Below are 20,459 nucleotides of genomic sequence, written 5' to 3' on the forward strand. Positions count from 1 at the left end.
TAAGACGCAAAAACCATGCAAAAGGTTTAGTCAAATATATCCCAGGTGTGGTCGGCGAGCAACCTTGCGGAGCTAACGTATTCTAAGTCAACCGGTTTAGATTTACCCCATTCATCGGGTCCGATCATCATTAAACGGTAATGATCTTCCTTTTTATATAAATAATAGGTATGCCCTACAAAAGGCTCGAAAGACATATCGGCCTGATAAATTTTTTCTGAAACCTCAACCCTGCGTTGAATTTGGCCGGCCTGCTCCATGAGTAACTGCACCTGCTTTTGAATTTGTTTCAATTGCATATTGGTTTGTTCGCGCATGGCCGACATCGCACGCGATTTTAATTTTCCTTCATCTTCCGGTTTAATCATCAAGCTTCCCACATTATGCGGATACGCGATTAATCCCGGCTGTTCTGCTACCTTATCTTTATCAATTGGATTTTCCATTATTGATTAAACAAACGATTTAAGGTTTAGTTTACTGTGAACGAATAAACTTAACAATGAAAGTAATTTCGAAAACGGTATACACCATATAGTGCAACATAAAGTGAATAGCAAAAGCAAAGAAACTTGGTTTATCAACGAGACTGTAAATAAAAACACCAACCATACATACCAATAAACGTCCCATCGATGTAAACATGATTTTATTAATCATATCGCGCGCCTCTTCCGTTTTCTTCATCATAATTAAATTAAGCAAAAAAGAAATAGCGACATGAAACAGGATACTAATCCACCATGTTGTAGAAACAATAGCCGTAAACGGCAACATATTAATGGCTGCCGACAAAAGAATGGAAACGCCGCTTGCGATTAATATTGCACTATAAGGTTTAAGAGACATATTACTTTTTTGGGAAAATTAAATCCTTTAACGAAACGTACATGGCGGCGAAAATAGAAACTAAACTTAACACAATAGTAAATACAGGCGTGCTGTTTTGATAATACTCGTCGAGTTTATAACCTCCCCAACTTCCTATACCAATAATAGCGGCCATTTGTATGGCCATATTCGTATACTTTATATAAGCGTTAGGCTGTTTTTGTGGCGATTGATTTTTCACCTGTTGCGTTAATGTTTTTCACGATAGCGCCCATATTACAGGTTCCTGTAAATACGGCACCCGGTTCAATGGAAATTTTTCCGGTGGCAATATCGCCTAATATTTTCGCTGTTGCCTTTAATGACAACATCTCTGAAATTTGAACTTTACCTTTTATTTCTCCGGATATATCTGCATTCTGGCAAATCACATTGCCTTCAATTTTTCCGTTCGAACCAATTACTAATCTTCCGCTTAAGGTAATGTTACCGGTTAAAGTACCATCAATGCGAACATCGCCGCTTGATTGAATATCTCCGTTTATGGTAGTTCCACTTCCAATCAGGTTAATGGCACCACTTTCGCTGCCTGAATGTTTGTTTCCAATTCCTAACATAGCTAATTAGTTAATTTAGTGCAAGTTACTAAAATAATCCCGAAAAAAGAAGTTATTTGTTGGGTTGATTGATAACTGTCTTATAAGCAGCCTCATAAAAAGCCTGATAGGAGTTAACCCTGGCCTTTTTATAGAATATAGGAAGGTTTTCGGAGGAGATTATGAAAAAGGTAAAAGCTTCTTTTTTGATGGCTCCCTTATACAAATTTTTGTCGTTTTGCAGGTTAAACAAATAACCGGCGGCATCGGCGGCATTTGGAAACGATTTTACTAAAATCATTTGCTGTGCTGTTGCGAATAAATTGCTGGAAATTGAAAACGTTCTGTTGGAATAATATGTGGTATTAAATTCATCAATGGATAATTTATACGGATTTGCAATTTTAGGATCGTCGGGAGCAATTACTAAAACAAAATGTTCAATATCCAGATTAATTAAGAATGTATCCTTTGCCGCTGTAGTTGATCCGCTACCTGAAAACATGGAAGGATTCTTTTGCTTTTTAATTGCCAATAAAATTTCATTGGCCTTCGGTGTTACTTCTGATTTAGGATATAAAATCACCAATTGATTTAAAGCCGATTCTAACGAATCAATTCCCTTTATTTTACCTACGCTTAAAGAGCGGATAAATTCAAACTTAGGAGTAAAATCCGTTTTTCCGTATTTAGAGAAGGCTTCATTACACTGTGTGTACGCTTTGCTGTAGTCACCCGACGAATACACTTCGTAAGTGCTTTCATAAAACTTTTCTACTTCACTGCGCTGCGCGTTTCTTTCTTCGGCATACTTAGGATTATTGATGAGTTTAGCGTATTCGCTGTTCGGATATTCACTTAATAATTTTTGTTTGTAAAAATCACTCTGACTTTGATTTTTTTCCAATAAATAAATACGGTAGAGTTGATAGTAACAGGATAATCGGTACTTATGGTCCGTATAACGATTGTTTAAATCTTCAAATGCCGCAATGGCGCGACGGTTATGATTTAATTCTTCTTTATAGGTTGCGCCTAACAAATAATCCGCTTCAATGATTTTATTATGCGATACCGTCATTAAACTATCCGTTAACGGCAATTGTTTGATATAATACTCGCGTGTTTTACGCGGATCACTCGTTTTCGGTTTTTTTCCTCCACTTTTTCCGTCATTATTATCAACTACAACATCAGGATTATTTTCAATGTTTTCTATGGTAACACCCTTCTGACTTCTTCTCCAATCATCTTCTAATTTTCGATTACCCCATTTTTTCGCGAAATCGGAAACACCAAAAGTTAATGTGGTTTGATTATAGAAATACCAACCACCACCACCACTTCCCGCGGTTTCCGACATTCCCCCACCGGTAAGGTTATTATTGTTATTATTGATTGGGTTTTGGTTTTGCGCTTTCAGCATCTCAAGCTCTTCACGCTGACGCTCTTCATTTTCAATCAACTTAGCAATGTAATCATCAATCAATTTGTTTCGCTGGGTCTCCGACATCTTTGCTAATTTCTGCAAACTGTCTTCACGTTGAATTGTTTTGATATATCCTACCAAGGTAGAAAGTGTAGCTTTACGACTAACAATGTTGTTATAATTTGGATGGTCTTTAGGAAGAACTGCCACCGTACTATCGTAATAAGCTTCCGATAAAGGAAAACTACTCTTGTCGAAATAAATTTCACCCAACTTTAAATAGGCCTGCGACTTCTGATTGTTATTACTCACGCTGGTTTGTGCTGATTTTTTGTAATAAGCAATTGCATTATCTGTTTTCTTTTCTTTCTCTTCAATCTCACCCAAAGTAAAATAAATAACATCCAGATATTCTGAATTCTTCGCATCCTTAGTCATTTTCAAAAGTTTCGCTTTTGTCTTAATGCTATTCCCGTTTTTGATATCGGTTAAGCGAGCTAATTTAATATTCGCATAAAAAACCATGTCGTAGTTTGGCTTTAACGAGATAGCCTTTTGATAAAACTGGCGCGCTTTTTTGTTATCCTTCTTTTCTTCGTAAAGTTGCGCCACTATAAACGCATAACGTGCTCTTTGCTTTTTCTTGAGGCCTTTACGTAGTATTCCGGGTTGGTTGGAGGCATTCGTTAAAGCAGCAATAGCTTCAGTGTTTAATCCGCGACGTAAATAATAATCACCGCGCACGGCATACAATTCGCTCTTAATTTTTGAAGGTAATTTTTTCTCACTTTGTAAAATACTCAGAATAGGATCTGATTGCGAAACAGCACCAACCTCATTATAACATTTTGCCGACCACAACATCGCTTCAAATTTATCTTTTGATTTGTAGGTACGCGCTACATAATCAAATGATTCGATGCCCGAGAAAAATTCACGTTTGTAATATCGAGAGATACCTATGTTAATCCAATTGTTGTCAATCCATTTTCCTGCAGTCGGAATTTCGTTATCCTTTTTATCTTTGATAGTGTGGCGTTGAATAACGAGAGAAGATTTCTTTATTGCCTTATCAAAATCCGGGAAGGTGGCTTTAGCGTTTTCGTTAGAAGGAATAACAAAAACCGGCAATACCTTGTCGTAGCTTTCTTTGTTCGTTGTTTCAATTTTATACACACCCTCTTTTATCGCTTCCGAACTCCAATAATATCCGTTAAATCGAGCCGTTAGGTTATGATAACCCCTGTGAACAGCCGTGTTTTTTTTAGTCGTACAAGCGCCAAAAAAAAGCACTGCACAAATGATAAATATGGCGGAAAAAACCCTCAAGTTGAGCTATAACGTAAAGCCAGTAAAAATAGTATATTTTTTGCTATAATAAAGCATAAAAAGGAATTAAGTGCCGTTGCTAAATTACTGGGCATTAAGCTGCTGAATAGCAAGCCAGGCCATTAAGCCGGAACCTATGCGTAAGGCGTTATCGTCGATGTCGAATGTAGAAGTATGAACGCCGGAGGTAATTCCCTTTGATTTGTTACCGGTACCCAATCGATAAAAACAGCAAGGCACTTGCTGCGAGAAAAACGCAAAGTCCTCGGCAGTCATTCGTAAGGGCAATTCCTCCACATTCTCCTGTCCTAAATATTGAATGGCTGCAGAGCGACATAATTCGGTTACTTTTTCATCATTGACTAAAAAGGGATAGCCAATTTCAATGCGCAAATCTGCCGTCCCATTATTTTTTTTGGCAACTTCATTTACGATGCGTGTGATTTCGGCGTGTGCTTCCTTTCTCCACTTTTCATTCATTGTGCGGAAGGTCCCGGCTAATTCCACTTTTTCAGGAATCACATTTGTGGCACCCTTACCTTCAATTTTTCCGAAAGCCAATACAGTTGGAATTTCTGACTTGCTGTCATTAGGAAATTTTTTCTTTAGCTCAAGAAGAATTTCAGAAGCAATTAAGAGCGGATTATTATAATCGGCAGGCATCGCAGCATGTCCGCCCTTTCCTGCTACAGTTAAATAAATCTCATCCGTACTCGCCATATACATCCCACTCCTGAATCCAACTTTTCCTGTCTCCATACTTGGATGAACATGTTGAGCGATGGCAATATTTACTTCAGGATTTTTTAAAACACCTTCCTGAATCATCAGTGACGCGCCACCCGGTAACACTTCTTCTCCGGGTTGAAAAATTAATTTGATGGTGCCTTCAAAACTATCTTTACATTCATTTAAAATAGCAGCGGCCCCCAATAAACTGGCGCTGTGTACATCGTGACCGCAGGCATGCATGACACCATGATTTTTTGAAACATATTCTACATTATTTGCCTCAACAATAGGCAAGGCATCCATATCGGCACGTAATAGCAAAGTTCTTCTATCGGGATTCTTACCTTTTATCAAGGCGACAATTCCTGTCTTCACTATTCCTTTTGTATACTCAATCCCTAATGAATCTAATATTGTTGCAATGTATTCGCTCGTTTTAAATTCTTCAAACGATAATTCAGGATTAGCATGAATGTGTCTGCGAATCTCGAGAACTCGTTGAAAATTCTTTTCGGCTAACGATTTTATGTGTTCTACATTCATCATTATTTCCAAAAAACCATTTTAAGTCCGAGTAAAACTATAATAACACCAAAGATTTGCTTCACGGTTTTTTGATCTAAAGAAATAGACCATTTACTGCCGAAATAACTTCCGATTACAAAGGTAGAACCAATGATAATAGCTGTTTTAAAATCAACATAGCCGGCTTTGTAATAATTCATCACACCTAAAATTCCGATTGGTAATAAAAACATAAAGAGTGTAGTGCCCTGTGCCTTGTGCTGCGAGAATTGTAAGAAATAAACCAACACAGGAACAATAATGATGCCGCCACCAATCCCAACCATACCGCTCAGAATTCCGGCTAATAAGCCAACAAGTAATAAAATTAAAATATCCATTAAAAATCTGTTGTAAATGATAAATACGTAATCGGCTTTTGAACTTGCATATCATCAACGCCCCATCCGAAATCCAAACGAACAAAATATCCTAATAAGCGTGAGCGTAATCCTAATCCATAACCTCCTACCAATGGATTTTTTTGTTTATACACAGTCAGTGTAATTGGATTACTGTAGTAACTGTTTTTATTGAGCGTGTTATCTTCACTTAAAGGATTAGCGCCATACCAGGCCATCCCTAAATCAGCAAATACAACTACCTGGAAGTTATTTATAAAATCAGACTTGATAGGACGATTTAATAAATAACGGAACATTGGCCAACGTAATTCAGTATTATAAACCACAAAATTATTTCCGTTACGGATATTCTGACGGAAACCACGCATGTTAGTTGCTAAAGTTTGGAATTGATATTGTTCAGGCTTCACCACATTTATTGTTTGGTCGAAGGAAGGATTGAACCAGGAATCAACACCACCCAAATAATAAATTAAACGATCGGAACCTAAAGAGCCGCCATAAGCTAATCGGTTACACCAAATTAAATCACGATGTACTTTCTTATAGCCACGAATGTCAAAACCGTATGTGATTAAATCGTGCTGTTCTGTTTTAATTAACCGCCAATACTCCGCCCAAACCTTGGCGCGCACACCGTTATATAAATTTAAACCGCGCTTTCTGGTATTATCAAAAATATATTCCCAACGCACACCGGCGTAATTATCGTAGGTGTTTCTTCTTGGTAAAGACATATCGCCTACTGAAGCAAATACAGTTCGGTCGTTGCGATACAATACCGATAAACGTGTTGCGCTCACTTCACTAAATGGATACTTAACCGAGTAACGCGCGTCATTGGTGTTGATTTTAGCCAACTCGCCATAAAAACCGGCTACTTTTAAGAATGACTGACGGTGTAATACTAACTGATGATCTAATAATTTGCGACGGTTCTCAAAGCTCAACATAAATTCATTATCCAGTGAGCCCGCAATACGAAAACCTGCAACGATGCGTCGGTCTTCCATCAAATCACTCAGTCCGATTTTAAACAATGCATTTAATCCCGGATTTAAATATATCGGATAAGAACCTCCCGTGTAGCGCTGATAATTGGTGCTTAAATACGAATTATCCAATTGTGTTACAACATAATCTGTATAGAAGGTGGTGAAATAATTTTGTTGGATCGGGAATCTGAATTGATTTTGCGCCACTTCGCCTTTTGATGAAGTCGTGTCTTTAGGTGCAGCTTGAGTCTCCGTGTTTTCTATTTGCTTTTTAGGCTTTTCTCCGGTTAAAGTATAATTATCAAAATCAATTCCGCCTGATTTTCTTGCTGTATCCTTCACAGTTTTTGTTTTCGGTTCCACTTGCTTTTTTGGTTCCGGTAAACTGATTCGCTCAGGATCAAATATAAATGGACGCTCAGTTGCTTTTAACCACGTATCTTTCAGCTCGACTGTTTTTAATTCGGATGGCTTCTCCAAATCAGAAACGGTTAATACGTATTTCCCTTCATTGTAAAATATCTCAGCTTTCTTTGTATAGCGCGTATTAATATGTTGTTCAATGACATTTCGATTATAATTGGAAATAGGTTTTGAATTAAAATAATAACGATAATGCTCCACCGTATCCACAAAAGCAATGGTACTGTCGAATTGCGCCACATATCGGTTGTATATTCCGTTTTTATCGCTCACGTAAGCCACTAAATCTTTAGAATACTCCTGTGGTAATATTTCATTTACATTCGGCGTATTAGTAACGCGAATTGCAATTTGCGAACGCGGACTATAACTCAAATAAAACAAGTCATTGTTCTTGGTAATTTTATTAAACACTTTTGCATCATCACTCCATTTGATGGTATCCGACACACGATTACTTTCAAAAACAACACCCTTACTGCCTTTTACAAATACAGGATTGTTATCGTCCCAGATATCATTCGTTAATTGTTCGATGCCTCCGCTGTTTAATATAAAAACGAAAATGTCTGACTGGCCTTTTCCTTTTTTCACGGCACTCATGGCTAATTTCTTCCCATCATGACTAAAACAAAAACTGTTTACTTTTTCAAAACCGGTGATGTTACGCTTAAAGCTTTCCTTTGTGGTGATGTTGTAGGTATGTAAAATCAATTGATTCTTTCTTTCATACAACATCGCTACAATTTCATTATTCGGATGAAAAGCCAACAGCGGATAATTAAAATCATCCATTCGCTCCACTTTCGGATTAAACTTTAAAATACGTTTGTGTTCCTCTTCACCCAAAGTATGTAACCATACTTTAAACTGTCCCATTTCGTTGGTAGAGTAAATTACTTTTTGTCCGTCCGGGCTCACTTTAAAACTATAATAATGGCGTGTTTTCTTCTGCTTGGCTAACACATTTGGCGAAGCAGGAAATGTACGAAGAGAGTCGTTGTAATTATAATATCTCTTATTAAAAACTTCCTGCATCTCAAAAATCAAATTGTTGAGTGAAGTACCAACAACAAACAATAATGCGTTATCCGGACTACGGCTCACTTTAGTCATGTATAAAATATTCGGGATAACAGCTTCGCCATACGTTTCCGCGATATAATACCAAAGAGCATGACCGGCCATATAGGCATCTTTACCTGTGAGATGATTAAATTTATAGAAGCGATCGTTCTTGATAGCATCCATTAATTGATTATCGGATAACGTATGCCAGCCCTCCGACAAGTAACGAGTAAGGCCCTGTTTGAACCAATCCGGCAATACCAGCAAAGTAGAATTTCGCACCATTTCACGGGCACTACCGCCATACATGCGCTTGCTAATCATTAAATCGGCGAGTCCCGCGCGGATCTGACGATCTAAATCGGCGTGACTGCCATTGAAGTAAACGTTGATTTTATCGCCAACAATATGCGTAACGCCACCCACATTGGTTTCTTCCTCTGCAGATAATCCTAAATTACTTTGCTTAAAATCATTTTGATTATTGTAGACCAAAATCTGCACCTTATCATTCATTTGAAAGTCGAGGCGTTTTTCCAGAATTGGAAGCTGCTTATCGACAGATGCTGATACATACTGTGCAATTTCCTTTCCGCCCTGATAGAGATAAACCTTATAGCGGTCGTAATCAAAATAGGTCCAATTAAAATCTTGATATTGAATACGGTTTTTTCCAAAATCCATTTGCATCCCATAGTAATACTGGGCGAAAGATTTTTGTAAGAAAAGGAGCGCAAAACACAATACGCTCAAAAACCGTTTAAAACTCATAGCGCTAAGCTTTAAAGGTACGGATTTTTACAAAAAAAAGGGAGTTTTTTAGGGCTTTTAAAGCTCATTAACAAAATCACGTAAAAGACGGAAAACATCGCCGTAATCGGTTAAGGGCAAGGTTTTTTCGATATCATCCACATCGTGATAAGCCTTTATTCCGCCTAATGTATATATGAAAAATGCGGGTACGCCTTTCTCGGTAAACCAATAATGATCGCTATTTTGAGCCTTCCCTCTTTTCTTGATTTCCTTCACATAATTCTTTTGAGCGTTGATTTTTGTCAGCATCTCAAATTGAGAAGTTAGCACCGCGCCATTGGTAACCATAATGCCATCATCGCCGGTTCCCAATAAATCCAGATTAATCAAAAATTTAATGGATTTTAAATCAATGCCCCCCTTCTCCACAAAATGTTTAGAGCCCAATAAACCCGCTTCCTCTCCGGCGAAAAAAACAAAAACAGTTTTATATTTTGGAGGATGTTCGCTGTAATATTTTATAAAATTAAGGAGCACGCTAACACCGCTTGCGTTATCATTCGCGCCCGGAAAAAACGTTTTCTTTCCTAATCCGCCTAAGTGATCGTAGTGCGCCGTGAAATAAATACAAGTGTCGTTATTTTTTGTTCCATCAATATAGGCACAAATGTTTTTATTAATGAATTTAGTCAATACTTTACTTTCGATGTTTACATCCAGTGTTTTTAAATCCTTGTATTGATTTTTGTTGAGTAATTCCACTTCACATCCTGCTAAAGAATTAGTTGCCACACTAAAGGTTAATTTTCTTTTCAGACTTAAAATCAAAGGTATGGGAGAATCAATCGCTTTATAGGTAACGCTATCTATTTGCTTTAAATTAAACTTACCCTTGATGCTTCCGCTTTGAGGATTTAAAATAAAATCGTTTCCGGGTTTAATGACTTTACCATTGAGTTTTACACCAACGTTATTAGGAAAAGTGTTTACATCGAAATCAAACCATTGGTAGTAGCCGGTGCTGAAGAGCGGTTTTGCCTTAAAACGCTTCAACTGATCGGTAATATACTTTGCCGCTACATCCAAACCGTTATTGAGATAACCCCTCCCATAACATTCTTTAGACGTTAATTTTTTAATGATTAAACGTGCGTAGAGTGAATCTTGCGACTTGGTAAAAAAAGTAACGGATAGAAAAAAAACGATTGCAAATAATTTGCGAAACATGGGTTCGGTTAAATAAATCGCTTTTGATTTAACTGGAAAATCCGAACAGTTAGCTCGTGATCCGCCTTCCAGTTATATAAATTCATAAGTTCGCGTAAATACGTTTCACTCTCGTTAAGATTATCGATGTGATTTAATTGCTCCATGGCGAGATTGAATTCAGTTGAATTGTTGCTAAACAACTCACTAATCATTCTGAACTTATCGTTAAGTCCGATTTCTACTCTGCGGGCAGAGGTAACAGCTTCGGTTGCGCTAACTACACTAGAAATTGTTTCGTGCATTTTCACTTCATCGTTTTGCACCGGCACCTTTTGATCAGCTTGCTCCATCACTTTGAGGTGAATATTAAAATTAGGTGAAAGCTCTTTCTGTGCTTTTAGAAATTTATAGATAACAAGTTGTTCAGTTAAAACATTCACTTTTTCCGAAAGACTTTCAACTTCGGTAACAGAAGGTTGAATGTTTTCGTCGATATCAATTAAGGCTGCCTTTACTTCGAGTGCCGCCAGTTTTAATTGCTCAAATGCTTTTTCAGTTGTCATTTGTTATTATTTGTGAATAATTTTAGAACTAAAAGTAAGTCATTTACCTTTACATTTAAAGTTTATTATTAACTCCTTTTAAACAATGTTTTTAGAAAACACTATCTCCCAAAAACGCCGCGGCTGGATTGAAGTTATTTGCGGGAGTATGTTTTCAGGAAAGACGGAAGAATTAATACGACGACTGAAACGCGCACAATTCGCGAAACAGAAAGTAGAAATTTTCAAGCCCAACATTGATACGCGATACGATGATGTGAAAGTTGTTTCACACACCGGCACTGAAATTCATAGTACGCCGGTTCCTGCAAGTTCTAATATTTTACTCATGGTAAATGATGTGGATGTTGTTGGCATTGACGAAGCACAATTTTTTGATGAAGAATTACCGAATGTATGTAAGCAATTAGCCGACATGGGCATTCGTGTGATTGTTGCAGGCTTAGATTTAGATTACTTAGGCAAACCTTTTGGTCCGATACCTAACTTGCTTGCCACTGCAGAATACGTGACTAAGGTACATGCCATTTGCATGCATTGCGGAGATTTAGCTTACGTGTCACACCGAACAATTATCAATGATAAATTGGTTGTATTAGGCGAAACCGACAGCTATGAGCCGCTTTGCAGAGTATGTTACAATAAAGCCAACGAAAACAAGTGATAACTCCTCATCATATTTCAAACATTTGCAGCGGACAACTTTTAGGGAATGCGCACGTAGTGATAAAACATTTACTCACCGATAGCAGAAGCGTTGTTCCGTTTTCGGAAAGTGTTTTTTTTGCTTTAGTGAGTGAACGCAATAACGGACACCGATTCATTGAGGAATTATACAAAAAAGGTGTCAGATGTTTTGTTATATCGGAAGATATAAAAGCACCGGGTAGTGACTGCGCTTTTATTAAAGTTGAAAATACACTAAGCGCACTTCAACAATTAGCTACTTCTCACCGTACTAAATTTTCACTTCCTGTTATCGGCATCACCGGCAGCAACGGTAAAACCATTGTAAAAGAATGGTTGTATCAATTACTAAAATTACGTTACAATATTTGTCGTAGTCCGAAAAGCTTCAACTCGCAAATTGGTGTTCCGCTTTCGGTATGGAATTTAAATGAACGTCATAACCTCGCGCTGTTTGAAGCGGGGATTTCTCTGCCGGGTGAAATGGAAAAACTCCAACACATCATTCAGCCTACACTTGGCGTTTTTACCGGCATCGGAGCAGCACACCGTGAAGGTTTCAGTTCGCAAGAAGAAAAGATTGAGGAGAAATTTAAACTCTTCCAAAATTGTGATCAGATTGTTGTGAATGGATTGAGTGCGGATAAAATTCCATCTTCTTACAGAGATAAAAAAATACTCCGTATAGGCGAAGGCGGTGATATTGAAATTAAAAATATTAGCATTGGGATTGATAACACTGATATCATCCTCAATCATCACGGAAAAGATTATTCCATTCAAATTCCATTCTTAGATAATGCTTCCATTAGTAATGCGCTCACCTGCTTTGGTGTTTTAGTGGTCTTGAATTTGAATCTGGAAGAATACATTCCTTTATTCAAAAACTTAAGTCCGGTTGCCTTACGACTCGAAATAAAAAGTGGCGTCGGCAATTGTGTATTGATTAACGATTATTACAATTCGGATTTAGATTCCTTACAAATTGCTTTAAATTATTTACATCAGCACAAAAGGAGTAATTCGAGAACCGTTATATTATCGGATATTGAACAATCCGGCACCAATCCCGCTGATTTATACCGGCAAATCGCGCAATTATTAAAAACCAATCAGGTTGACAGAATTGTGGGTGTCGGGAAAAACATTTGTTTGCACAAAAGTTTCTTTGGTGGCGATAAATATTTTTATGAGGATACCGCGGATCTGATCAAAGCGCTGAATGAAGGACGCTTGTTTTTTCACAACACCACCATTTTATTAAAAGGCGCACGCAAATTTGGTTTTGAAGCTGTATCGCGTTTGCTTCAGCATAAAAGTCATGATACCGTTTTAGAGATTAATCTTAACCGACTTACCGATAACATCAATTACTATCGCAGTCTTTTAAATAAAGGCACAGGCATCATGTGTATGGTAAAAGCCATGGGCTACGGAAGCGGCGGAATTGAGATTGCACGAACCTTGCAACACATGGGCGTAAATTATTTAGCGGTAGCTTATGCTGATGAAGGTGTTGAATTAAGAAGTTCACAGATACAATTACCTATTATGGTGATGAGTCCGGAGGAAGATTCACTGGAAGATATTGTGAATTATAATCTGGAGCCTGAAATTTATTCGTTCAGAATGCTCGAAATGTTTTGCCGGCAATTGAGCAAGAGCGGCATTTCGGAACCTTATCCGGTACACATTAAAATCGACACCGGCATGCATCGCTTAGGCTTTGAAGAAAAAGATTTTGAAACATTAGCCGGATTATTGCATCATCATCCACAAGTAAAAGTACAAAGTGTGTTCTCGCATTTAGTAGGCAGTGATAACACGGCCCTTGATGAATTTAGCAATGAGCAGATTAAGCTTTTTGATAAAGCCTGCACATTGATAGAAAGCAAAACCGGTTATCCATTTTTAAAACACATTTGCAACTCCGGTGGCATCACACGATTTAAACATGCGCATTATAGCATGGTGCGGTTGGGAATTGGCATGTATGGCATTGGCGTTAATGCGGAAGAACAGAAAAAATTACAAAATGTTAGTTCATTAAAAACACGTATTTCTCAAATAAAAAATGTGAGCAGTGGGCAAACCGTAGGTTATAACCGTAACGGTAAAATTGAAAAAGAAACCAGCATTGCTACCATTCCTATTGGGTATGCCGACGGCTTTAGAAGAGAATTAGGAAACGGAAAATTTGAAGTATATGTAAATGGTAAAACTGCAAAGACAGTTGGGAACATTTGCATGGACATGTGTATGATTGATGTGACCGGATTAAATTGTAAGGAAGGTGATGAAGTCATCGTGTTCGAAAATTTTGAGCAGATTGAAAAACTGGCCAAAGCCATGAACACCATTTCTTATGAAGTGCTTACTTCTATTTCTAATCGTGTAAAACGAGTTTATGTTCAAGAGTAATTCACGTTTATAGTGTAAACTGTTAGTTCGTTCCGATAGCAATCGGTAGAAGTCGAGAACATGAATAACAATCTACGTCTCAACTACGCTCGATGTGACATCATAAAAAAAGGCAGCTAAATAGCTGCCTTTTTTCTAATATTATATTAACTCTTATTTCTTTGCATCGCTCATCGCTTGGTCAAATTCAAAATTCAAAGTTGTTGCTTTTTCCTTTACAAGAGGTGACTCTGTGAATGTTTCGCGCCATTGAATTATCATTTCTACTTTTTGCATATCCATTTTCCTTCCGCCTTCCATACGCTCCCATTTAATAGTAAATGAATCATTCTCGCCTTTCATTAACATGATTGGTCCGCTGCCCCCCAATAAACCCGCACTGTATTTAGAAGCGTATTCATTGCCGTCAGGCATTTTTGCGGCACTTTTTAATGGATCAATAAACCCTATTTTATTACCTCCATATACAACTTTAAACTTTGCCTCTGTCTTATCTGTTTCTTTGGACAGTTTATCCATATTACATTTAAAATCGCCTGCTACGAAATCATTTTTTGAAGGCGGTAATTTAAAATCATCTGCCTTTACAACTGTTCCGTTTGGAGAAGCTGTATAAATACCATCCGTAGAAAATGAATAATTTTTTACTGCATTGTACCCAGGGCCTTTTAGATTAATAATTCTGAAATCGCTTCCGAAAGGTTTAATCACTAACCATTTCTCCTTCGGCATCATGTCTTTGCCGTTAATGATAAATTTACATTCCTCCGGTTTTAAGATTAAGAAGTCAGCCGTTTTATTGATGATCTTTAACTTGAACTTAGTTTCGCCGGGAGTTGAAACTGCATTATCCACCTCAACCGAATAGCGCTCACCTTCCTGAGTTATATTCTTATAATAAAGTTTTTCATACTTCCTATCAGATTGAGCGTTTAAAACATTCCCGCTAATTATAGCCAAGGAAAGCATAAGAATTGTTTTTTTCATGTCTTTGATTTTTGGGTTAGTTGTAATATTACTCTAATATTAATTTTGTTATTTCCGTTTTCGTTTGTGTGGTGAAGATAATAAAATAAAATCCTTTTGAATAATTACGCAGGTCGATTTCATGCTTTCCAATTTGCTTATTTACAATAAAAATTATTCTTCCATCTATATCCATTAATGCTATCTCCGCTTCCGCTTTTAGTTCTGCTATAATCATGCCATTTGATGGATTCGGATATACTTTCAGGGGTTCGTTTAACAAATTTTCACTGATACTTGTGCAGGGTGATACGGCTTGAGTTATAATTGCAGTTGCAGAACATCCCAGGCTTGTGCCTGTCACTGTATAACTTGTTGTTATGCTCGGACTTATAACCACTACAGGTGTTATAGCGCCTGTACTCCAAGTATAATTTGTTGCTCCACTTGCGCTAAGTGTAGAGTTTTGACCTGAACAAATTAGTGTATTGCTTTGACTAATGCTTACTGTAGGAATTGGATTAACCGTAATGGTAGCAATTGCAGCATTTGTAGACAGACATCCGGAATCAGATCCTATAATTGTAAACGTTGTTGTGGCACTTGGCGTAACAACCGGACCACTACTATATGTATAAGAAGAAGCGCCTAGTGGCGACAAGGTATAAGATTGTCCTGAACATATTGCCGCTGAATTTACAACAATGGTAGGTGATAACACTACACTTACGGTTGCCAGTGCTGAATTTGAATTAACGCAGCCTAATGTGTTTGTTCCAATGACTGTATAGGTGGTTGTAGAAGTTGGACTAACCGTTGGGCTTCCGCTTGAAAATGTGTATGTATCTGCTCCGGAAGGATTAATTACAAAAGAATTACCGGAACAAATACTACCGCTGTTTACGGTGATGGTTGGCGAAGCAATAACGGATGCACTTAATGCAAAATTATAAATAGTGGTGTTACAATTATCGGTAGTAAAACTAATGGCGGCGGTCTTAGCGCCTGTTGTTGTTGGAAAAAATGTGATTCCGAAAACAGCGGAAGAAGCCGGCGCAATGGTTGAAGAAGGCAAAGTTGATACAGAAAATGAAGGTGCATTTGTACCAGTAATTGTAAAATTACCTAAACTAAGTGGCGCCGTTAAATTATTAAAAACGGTGTAAGTATTTGTAATTGGTGTAGGCCCTGAGCAAACTGTTCCAAAGTTAGTGTTATTCAATGTTGAGGTAGTTGTTGCATTATCATTGATGACATTACTATTGCTTTCAACCGAAATAAAAACTTGCGGACATGATACCCCGGAGGTAACTGCACCCGGAGCAATAAAGTTAGAGCTTGATCCGGTTAAAGCCATGCCGCTGATTACGCCATTACCTCCGGCTATTAAATTTGTGATTGATGTAACAGATGTATTATTTCCACCTGCAATTCCTTGATTAAATTGGTAATAACGTAAAAGTCCTGTTTGCGGAAGAGTTAATTCACAATTCATGCGCGACTGTACCTCGCACGCACTTAATACACGATTCCACAGCCTGAATTCATCCATATCGCCATTAAAATAACGAATGTTTGTTTGAATGCTACCAAGAGCAATATTTGCATTCGTGTTTCTCGCATTGCTGCTAACACCAGGATCTAAACTTGCCTCCAAAACCCCATTAATATATAGCCACATATACCCATTTGGATTTGATGTAAACATGGCAGCGACATGAACCCAATTACCTGTATTAACATTAGAAGTAGATGTAATAGTTACGTCAGGATTCCCGGTTCCAAAAGCGATTTTTGAGCCTAGCAAGCTTACTCCGTAATCATTCACTGCGCCTCCTACTTCCGCATCTGCAATACCAACACCATGATACCATTGCGTTCCGTTTGGTCCTGTTTGAGTTGTTCGCATCCAAAATTCTATTGTAAAGGCTCCCATTGTAGATACCGGCACCCTTACCTGATCATTAAGTCCATCAAAATTTAATGCCGCGCCTGGTTGCGCTGTTAGAAAAAAAGGAGATAGAAGGCCGATCAGTACTGCCACCATGTTTTTTTTTATTCTTTCCATATTCAAGGTTTTTTTAAATTATCCGGCAAAGAAACCTATACACTAAAAAAGACTCATTCAAGGATGTTGCGTAAATATGTAAATATGTTGCATTAATGCAATTAGTTGGTTTTCAGGAGAAGAATTGAAGTAAAATATGCCTTGATGGCACTGCGCGTCGATAAATCTTGTCTCGGTACGTTTATTAACTCCTGTTTTTAATCCGAAAAACAAGTCGCTAAACGAAAACAACATCCCGGAATAATTAAATTATGAAGAAAACTAACAATTTATTTTATCGTTAGTCCCGATATAAACTGGCGAATTTGCCGCAAAAACGTAAAGAATTACTTAAGTGATACTTGAGAAGGTGATACTCCAAAATGCTGGGTAAAACATTTCGTAAAATACGACTGTGAAGAAAAACCTGTTTGGTAAGCAATTTCAGTTACATTACCTTGCTTTTTTAACAGCAGTTCTTTTGCCTTTTCCAACCTGATTGTTCTGATTAATTCCGAAGGAGAAATCCCCAACATTGCTTTCACCTTCCGCTGAAAATGGCTGCGATTTGTTGCCATTAAATCCGCCAATGACTCAACAGTTAACTCAGGATTATCTAATTGCTGAAAAATTATTTTGAATAATTTTTGAGTGTAAGGTTCCTTCCCGGTATATCTTTCCTCTACGCTTTTTTCTGTCTGATGAATTTGTTCGTTAAACTCAAGCTTACGCTTACGAAGTATATCGATTTGATTTTTTACAATTGCGAGCAACTCATCCGGAAGAAAAGGTTTTGTTAGATGTGCCTGAGCACCTTCATTCAATGCTGCAATCCTTGCCTCTCCCGATGCCTTTGCAGACAACACTATAGCAGGAATGTGATTTGTGTTTTCATTTGAACGAATTGACTTAAGCATTGCCATTCCATCAAGCTCAGGCATCATTAAATCGGTAATCATCAGATCCGGCAATGTTTTCTCTATCAGTAGCAATGCTTCATTACCGTTTTTTGCCGTAAGAACGCTAAATCCATTGTTGCGCAGATAGTGCGAATTAAACCGGAGGATTTCATCGTCATCTTCAACCAACAAAATAACCGGCTTCTCCTGAGTTGTGCTGTTAGTTTCGCTACCTGTAATATCATTTCTGATTTCCATCGGTAAATTCAGCATCATTTTTACTGTAAAGGTAGCTCCCTTACCGGGTTCACTCTTTACATTAATTTCTCCTCTTAAAAGCTCAAGCAAGTCCTTTACCAGAGACAATCCAATACCTGCTCCTTTTGTTTTATCGGAATTTTGCTTGCTTCTGAAAAACCTGTCAAATATTTTACTTTGTTCGCTCAGTGGTATTCCTTCACCTGTATCCCAAACGATCATATCCAACAGAACGCCATTTTCATCATCACGCGTTGTCACATCTATACCAACCTGTCCTCCGGCTTGTGTAAACTTTATTGCGTTACTCAAAAGATTTCCTACGATCTTTTCAATAGCATCCTTATCAAACAACACCATTTTTTGCGTGACGTTAAATGAATAATGAACAACAATATTTTGATCGGAAGCCGCTTTGACAAAACCTTGTACAATCTGATTCAGATACGCATCTAAATCTCCTAAAGTTTCATTCAATGTGTATTTAACCGCATCTAACTTAGAAATGGAAAGCATTTGATTAACCAAATCATTTAACCGATTAATATTTCTTTCTGCCATCTCTATATTAAAACGATCGTCATCGTCGTTGTGCTTTGATTTAAGAACCTTGAGCGGCGCCTGAATCATGCTTAATGGAGTTCTGATTTCATGCACAACATTAGAGAAAAACTTTCTTTTCGCTTCTTCAATTCTACTATTCACCCGTTTCTTAAATCCAAAGTATACAATCAGAAGTACAGTTAACAATACTATAATCACCAGTATGAATAAAATCAAATAAATTCTTTTGCCTTGCCTTTCAATTCTTAAACTTTGCTCAGCTATTTCTAAATTTTGCTTTTGTATCGTCTCTTTACTTCTTTCGGTTTGATATTGCTTATCGAGCTGAATTGCATAAGCATTAATTTCCTGAGCTTGCAATTGGTCCTTTAATTCAATATAAGCTCTAAAAGTTTCTGCTGCCTTTTTATAATCCTTTAAATCAAAATACAGCTCGGATAAATTGCCAAGAATTTTATTTTTTTCTTCCTTAAGCCCGAGGCTGTCAGTTACTCTCAATGCCAAAAGATAATTGTAAAGCGCTTTACCATACTCTTGCTTAGTTTGATATATCGCCCCCAGATTAAATAACGGTCTAAAGGCCTCTGCCATATTGTTTGTCTTATTCCATATAAATAAAGCTCTATTGTAGTTGGAAGCGGCTGAATCGAGCAATGATGGTATAGAATCTTGACGATATAATAATTGATAATGCATTCCGAAGGCATTGTAATAAAAACTCCAAATTGCAGAATCCTTAACGTAAGGTAAGATGCCGCTCAACTCACTCAGAACAATGGCTGAACTATCATATTCCTTCAAACTACGATGAACTGAAGAAAGATTTAATAAACTATTCGCCAAAGGTTTTAACATGTTAGCGTTCCGCTTTACTTTAATTTCCTCCTTAAAGAAAAACTTAGCCAGAGAAATATTCTTTTGCTCAAAATTGATAATACCAAGATTATTATAAATAAATATTTTCTGTTTATTGAAACTGGTATCGGTACAATTCTTTAATGCTTTATAGTAAAAGTCAATCGCCTTCTTAGTATCACCCGTAAGATGATATATATTTGCTTTTGAAGAAAAGGCGCTTATTATATACTTCTTTGATCCCTCTTGCCTTGCTCTTAACAACATACTATCTGAATAGTACATAGCTGAATCAAATTTCTGATCATTACGCAACTTTCGTATTTTGTCCGATAGTTTAACGAAATCTGTATTTTGTCCGGCTAAATAAGCGGTCAAAAAAAATAAAAAAAGAATATTTAGCGGTTTACTTAAGATAACTTTAAAAATGAAAGGACTTCGCTTAAAAATAATTTATCCATATCATCAAAACAAGCATATTCATCACTATCCACATCCAATACGCCAATGATTTCTTTTTTAGAATTATAAATCGGTAAAACGATTTCTGATTTAGAGAGGGAAGAACAAGCAATATGTCCGGGGAATTGATCCACATCTTCTACAATGATAACCTCTCCTCTTTCCCAGGAAGCGCCACAAACGCCCTTACCTTTATGTATGCGCGTACAGGCAACCGGACCTTGAAACGGACCCAAGACCAATTGATTATCCTTTACTAAATAAAAACCTACCCAAAAGAAATTCATGCCATATTTAAGTGCAGCACAAATATTAGCCATATTAGCGGTTATATCACTCTCACCTTCCATTAATGCTTTAATTTGAGGAATTAATTCGAGGTATTTTTCCTGCTTATTCGTTGCGGTTATTTTTAAATCTTCGGCCATATAACAAATTTATCT

General features: G+C 37.3%; 16 protein-coding genes. 2 read left to right on the forward strand and 14 right to left on the reverse strand.

Annotated elements, in window-relative coordinates; genetic code table 11:
• Positions 1-26: 26 nt before the first annotated feature.
• The 10 genes from J0L69_00985 to J0L69_01030 form a co-directional block, all read right to left on the reverse strand.
• Positions 27-446, reverse strand: a complete 420-nt coding sequence (locus J0L69_00985) for a DUF2452 domain-containing protein (protein ID MBN8691733.1) — start codon at positions 444-446, stop codon at positions 27-29.
• Between the two features lie 31 nt (positions 447-477).
• Entirely contained in the window at positions 478-849 is a 372-nt protein-coding gene (locus J0L69_00990; GenBank protein MBN8691734.1) for a hypothetical protein, read from the reverse strand.
• A 1-nt stretch (position 850) separates the two neighbouring features.
• Positions 851-1,018, reverse strand: coding sequence for an AtpZ/AtpI family protein (locus tag J0L69_00995; GenBank protein ID MBN8691735.1), 168 nt, complete (start codon positions 1,016-1,018; stop codon positions 851-853).
• Between the two features lie 22 nt (positions 1,019-1,040).
• On the reverse strand, positions 1,041-1,448 hold the full coding sequence (locus J0L69_01000) for a polymer-forming cytoskeletal protein (protein ID MBN8691736.1): 408 nt from the start codon (positions 1,446-1,448) through the stop codon (positions 1,041-1,043).
• A 52-nt stretch (positions 1,449-1,500) separates the two neighbouring features.
• Positions 1,501-4,149: a hypothetical protein gene (locus J0L69_01005; protein MBN8691737.1), complete on the reverse strand. Its 2,649-nt coding sequence runs from the start codon at positions 4,147-4,149 to the stop codon at positions 1,501-1,503.
• 120 nt (positions 4,150-4,269) lie between these two features.
• Positions 4,270-5,460, reverse strand: coding sequence for an amidohydrolase (locus tag J0L69_01010; protein ID MBN8691738.1), 1,191 nt, complete (start codon positions 5,458-5,460; stop codon positions 4,270-4,272).
• Between the two features lie 2 nt (positions 5,461-5,462).
• Positions 5,463-5,822 (reverse strand): sulfite exporter TauE/SafE family protein, encoded by a 360-nt coding sequence (locus J0L69_01015; protein ID MBN8691739.1) that lies wholly within the window; start codon positions 5,820-5,822, stop codon positions 5,463-5,465.
• Entirely contained in the window at positions 5,822-9,016 is a 3,195-nt protein-coding gene (locus J0L69_01020; protein ID MBN8691740.1) for a hypothetical protein, read from the reverse strand. The genes J0L69_01015 and J0L69_01020 overlap by 1 nt, the downstream gene beginning before the upstream one ends.
• A 144-nt stretch (positions 9,017-9,160) precedes the next feature.
• On the reverse strand, positions 9,161-10,312 hold the full coding sequence (locus tag J0L69_01025) for a Zn-dependent exopeptidase M28 (GenBank protein MBN8691741.1): 1,152 nt from the start codon (positions 10,310-10,312) through the stop codon (positions 9,161-9,163).
• 8 nt (positions 10,313-10,320) lie between these two features.
• Positions 10,321-10,857, reverse strand: coding sequence for a hypothetical protein (locus J0L69_01030; GenBank protein MBN8691742.1), 537 nt, complete (start codon positions 10,855-10,857; stop codon positions 10,321-10,323).
• 85 nt (positions 10,858-10,942) lie between these two features.
• Here J0L69_01030 and J0L69_01035 point away from each other — a divergent pair, with 85 nt between their 5' ends.
• Together J0L69_01035 and J0L69_01040 are read left to right on the forward strand one after the other, a co-directional pair.
• Complete coding sequence (locus tag J0L69_01035) at positions 10,943-11,521, forward strand: thymidine kinase (GenBank protein MBN8691743.1); 579 nt, start codon at positions 10,943-10,945, stop codon at positions 11,519-11,521.
• Entirely contained in the window at positions 11,518-13,965 is a 2,448-nt protein-coding gene (locus J0L69_01040) for a bifunctional UDP-N-acetylmuramoyl-tripeptide:D-alanyl-D-alanine ligase/alanine racemase (protein ID MBN8691744.1), read from the forward strand. The genes J0L69_01035 and J0L69_01040 overlap by 4 nt, the downstream gene beginning before the upstream one ends.
• Before the next feature lie 153 nt (positions 13,966-14,118).
• Here the strand turns inward: J0L69_01040 and J0L69_01045 are convergent, their stop codons facing one another.
• From J0L69_01045 to J0L69_01060, 4 genes are all read right to left on the reverse strand, one after another.
• Positions 14,119-14,952, reverse strand: a complete 834-nt coding sequence (locus J0L69_01045; protein ID MBN8691745.1) for a hypothetical protein — start codon at positions 14,950-14,952, stop codon at positions 14,119-14,121.
• A gap of 28 nt (positions 14,953-14,980) precedes the next feature.
• Positions 14,981-16,999, reverse strand: a complete 2,019-nt coding sequence (locus J0L69_01050; GenBank protein MBN8691746.1) for a choice-of-anchor D domain-containing protein — start codon at positions 16,997-16,999, stop codon at positions 14,981-14,983.
• 326 nt (positions 17,000-17,325) lie between these two features.
• The gene (locus J0L69_01055; protein ID MBN8691747.1) at positions 17,326-19,839 is read right to left on the reverse strand and encodes a response regulator; all 2,514 of its coding nucleotides are present in this window, start codon (positions 19,837-19,839) and stop codon (positions 17,326-17,328) included.
• A 125-nt stretch (positions 19,840-19,964) separates the two neighbouring features.
• Positions 19,965-20,444, reverse strand: a complete 480-nt coding sequence (locus tag J0L69_01060) for a GAF domain-containing protein (protein ID MBN8691748.1) — start codon at positions 20,442-20,444, stop codon at positions 19,965-19,967.
• Between the last annotated feature and the right edge of the window lie 15 nt (positions 20,445-20,459).

This window comes from Bacteroidota bacterium, from assembly GCA_017303905.1.
GTDB lineage: Bacteria > Bacteroidota > Bacteroidia > B-17B0 > Aurantibacillaceae > JAHEYG01.

Coding starts and splice junctions, on each gene's coding strand:
- J0L69_01000 (MBN8691736.1), bottom strand. CDS start 1,448: ATGTTAGGAATTGGAAACAAACATTCAGGCAGCGAAAGTGGTGCCATT.
- J0L69_01015 (MBN8691739.1), bottom strand. CDS start 5,822: ATGGATATTTTAATTTTATTACTTGTTGGCTTATTAGCCGGAATTCTG.
- J0L69_01025 (MBN8691741.1), bottom strand. CDS start 10,312: ATGTTTCGCAAATTATTTGCAATCGTTTTTTTTCTATCCGTTACTTTT.
- J0L69_01035 (MBN8691743.1), top strand. CDS start 10,943: ATGTTTTTAGAAAACACTATCTCCCAAAAACGCCGCGGCTGGATTGAA.
- J0L69_01055 (MBN8691747.1), bottom strand. CDS start 19,839: ATGTACTATTCAGATAGTATGTTGTTAAGAGCAAGGCAAGAGGGATCA.
- J0L69_00995 (MBN8691735.1), bottom strand. CDS start 1,018: ATGGCCATACAAATGGCCGCTATTATTGGTATAGGAAGTTGGGGAGGT.
- J0L69_00990 (MBN8691734.1), bottom strand. CDS start 849: ATGTCTCTTAAACCTTATAGTGCAATATTAATCGCAAGCGGCGTTTCC.
- J0L69_01020 (MBN8691740.1), bottom strand. CDS start 9,016: ATGGATTTTGGAAAAAACCGTATTCAATATCAAGATTTTAATTGGACC.
- J0L69_01045 (MBN8691745.1), bottom strand. CDS start 14,952: ATGAAAAAAACAATTCTTATGCTTTCCTTGGCTATAATTAGCGGGAAT.
- J0L69_01030 (MBN8691742.1), bottom strand. CDS start 10,857: ATGACAACTGAAAAAGCATTTGAGCAATTAAAACTGGCGGCACTCGAA.
- J0L69_01060 (MBN8691748.1), bottom strand. CDS start 20,444: ATGGCCGAAGATTTAAAAATAACCGCAACGAATAAGCAGGAAAAATAC.
- J0L69_01010 (MBN8691738.1), bottom strand. CDS start 5,460: ATGAATGTAGAACACATAAAATCGTTAGCCGAAAAGAATTTTCAACGA.
- J0L69_00985 (MBN8691733.1), bottom strand. CDS start 446: ATGGAAAATCCAATTGATAAAGATAAGGTAGCAGAACAGCCGGGATTA.
- J0L69_01050 (MBN8691746.1), bottom strand. CDS start 16,999: ATGGAAAGAATAAAAAAAAACATGGTGGCAGTACTGATCGGCCTTCTA.